At 72.3% G+C, this 2,533-nt stretch carries 3 protein-coding genes; 1 reads left to right on the top strand and 2 read right to left on the bottom strand.

What is annotated here, in order from left to right:
- Both ACFWFI_RS42365 and ACFWFI_RS42360 read right to left on the bottom strand, forming a co-directional pair.
- The coding region (locus tag ACFWFI_RS42365) for a DMT family transporter (RefSeq protein WP_387401242.1) at positions 1-853 on the bottom strand (853 nt) is incomplete at its 3' end.
- The gene (locus ACFWFI_RS42360; protein ID WP_387401239.1) at positions 850-1,659 is read right to left on the bottom strand and encodes a phosphatase PAP2 family protein; all 810 of its coding nucleotides are present in this window, start codon (positions 1,657-1,659) and stop codon (positions 850-852) included. The genes ACFWFI_RS42365 and ACFWFI_RS42360, both read right to left, overlap by 4 nt.
- Before the next feature lie 166 nt (positions 1,660-1,825).
- On the opposite strand from ACFWFI_RS42360, the gene ACFWFI_RS42355 reads away from it, so the two are divergent.
- A complete protein-coding gene (locus ACFWFI_RS42355) occupies positions 1,826-2,470 on the top strand; it encodes a TetR/AcrR family transcriptional regulator (RefSeq protein ID WP_387401236.1) in 645 nt (214 codons plus the stop codon).
- Positions 2,471-2,533 lie beyond the last annotated feature (63 nt).

Raw genomic sequence — 2,533 nt, 5'->3', positions numbered from 1 at the left:
CGGCGGGGGCGGGAACCGCCCCCGCCGTGCTTCGAGCCTGGGCGCGGCTGAGCAGGATCACGCCCTGCACAGCGGCCGCGGCCCCGATGAGCGCGGGGATCAGTCCCATCACCCCGCCCTGGAGGCGTTCGCCGAGTAGGACCAGGCCGATCGCGGCTGCGGCGACCGGGTTGGCGAGGGTGACCACGGCGAGCGGAGCACCGAGGCCGCCCCGGTAAGCGGTCTGGGAGAGCATCAAGCCCCCCAGTGCGAAGAAGGAGACGAGCACCGCGACGGTCACCAGCCGCCAGCTCAGCAGCGGGCCCGAGTGGTCTGTCGCGGCGACCGTGAGGGTCTGTGTGAGGGCGGAGGCCACCCCGGACGTGATGCCCGAGGCGGCTGCGTGGCGGAGGCCGGGCCGGGTTCCGGGGCGGCTGAGCGCGGCGACGAACGCCATGGTGACGGCGCCGACACCCAGGGCTTCGGGGAGGCTCAGCGTGTCGTGCGGCGAGGCGCCGCCTGCGGCCAGGAGCAGCGCGGCGAGGCCGATGAGAGTGAGGAGCGTGCCGCGCCATTCCGTGCGGCTGACCCGGCGGCCCGCGGAACGCGCCCCGAGCGGGACGGCGGCGACGAGCGTGAGCGCGCCGAGCGGCTGGACCAGGGTGAGCGGTCCGTACTTCAGCGCGGCGACGTGCAGCAGTGCCCCGCCGGCGTTCAGGCCGACCGCCGACCACCAGGCGCCGCGGCCCATCAGGCGCAGCGCTCCGGCGGAGGGGTCGGTCCGGCCGGCGAGCCGGGCCTGCGCCACCGCGGCGGCCGCGTAGGCGCCTGCGGAGACGAGGGAGAGGGCGACGGCTGTGAGCGTGGCGTTCATCGCTGCGCTCCGGACCGTGCGTACGCGGGGGACGCGTGGTTCTGGGCGGGGATGGCCGCCCACTGCAGGTGGTTACGGACCGGCGTGCTCGGCAGCCTGATCGCGGCGAAGGCGACGGCGAGCAGGGCGGAGACCACGATCGCGTCGAGCCAGTAGTGGTTGGCGGTGCCCACGACGACGAGCAGGGTGAGCAGGGGGTGCAGCAGCCACAGCAGGCGCCACCGGGAGCGTGTGGCGACGATCAGTCCGACTGCGACCGCCAGGGCCCAGCCGACGTGCAGTGAGGGCATGGCCGCGAACTGGTTGGCCATCGAGTCGGTCGCGGGGGTGTCCCCGTACACCGTGGGGCCGTAGACCTGCCCGGTGTCTACGAGGCCGGCCGAGTTCAGCATCCGCGGCGGGGCGAGCGGGAAGAGCAGGTGCAGGGCGAGCGCGGCGCCGGTGAGCGCGGCCAGGACACGGCGTGACCAGACGTAGTGGCGCGGGCGGCGCCAGTACAGCCAGACCAGGAACGCCAGCGTGGCCGGGAAGTGCACGGTGGCGTAGTAGGTGTTCGCCGCCTCGACGAGCGTACGGCTGTGCAGCAGAACGCCCTGCACGGCTCCCTCACCGGGGAGGCCGACGGCCCGTTCGAAGCTCCAGACGTGTCCGGCGTTGCGGAAGGCCTCCTCCACATGGCCGTTCGCGGCCTGCCGGCCGAGTTTGTAGACGAGGAAGAGTCCGGCTATCAGAAGCAGCTCGCGGACGAGGGGCGGTCGGGCTGAGGTGTCCGGCTCCCGCTCCGCAGGCTCGCTGCGGGTGTGCATCACCCGTGCCCCTTTGCTGACGGTGCGCTGTTACGACGCCGGCATGGCCGCTCCATGCCGTATCGATACGCCAGTGTACCGATACGGAGGCGTATCGGTACACGTGCGTATCGGTACACTGGTGTCCCGAGGGTCCCCAGCCGCAGAGTCGCAAAGAGGGAAGCAGATGCCGTCGCCCGGTTCAGCACAGGAGTCAGTACCCGCGTCACGCCGGTCGAAGATCACACCGGAGCGGGCGCGGGAGCTCTACACAGCCGTGCTGGACCTGCTGCGGGAGAGCGGTTACGACTCGCTGACGATGGAGGGCGTCGCCTCACGCACCCGGTGCGGGAAGTCCACGCTCTACCGCCAGTGGGGTTCGAAGCCGGAGCTTGTCGTCGCCGCACTGCACGGCACCCGCAGGAACCTGCTCTCCGACATCGACACCGGCAGCCTGAGCGGCGACCTGTACGAGGCGGCGCGGACGGTGGACACGGCATCCGGCCAGGACACCGCACTGATGCACGCGCTCAGCCACGCCGCACTCCAGAATCCCGACCTGCTCTGCGCGCTGCGCTCCACGCTGATCGCGCCGGCCATCGCCGCGATCGACGAGATGGTCGAGCGCGCCGTCCGGCGCGGCGAGATCGAGGCCGACAACCCCGCGGCGGACTACGTGGCCGCCCAGGTGCTCGGCATCATGCGTGCCCGGCCGCTCCTGGAGGAGCGGTACGCCGACGACGCCTTCCTCACACGCTTCATCGAGTGCGCCGTACTTCCGGCACTCGGCATCCCCACCTCCCCGCCCGCTCCCCAAGGGATCGGGACCTGATGAACGTGGGCCGTCGCCCGAGCGGATGACGACGACCCACCCGCGCGCCGCACCGTGGGGACG

It is taken from the genome of Streptomyces sp. NPDC060209, from assembly GCF_042728155.1.
Classification (GTDB): Bacteria; Actinomycetota; Actinomycetes; order Streptomycetales; family Streptomycetaceae; genus Streptomyces.
Note: the sequence above shows the minus strand (reverse complement) of the source record. Positions and strands in the feature narration are given on the sequence as shown.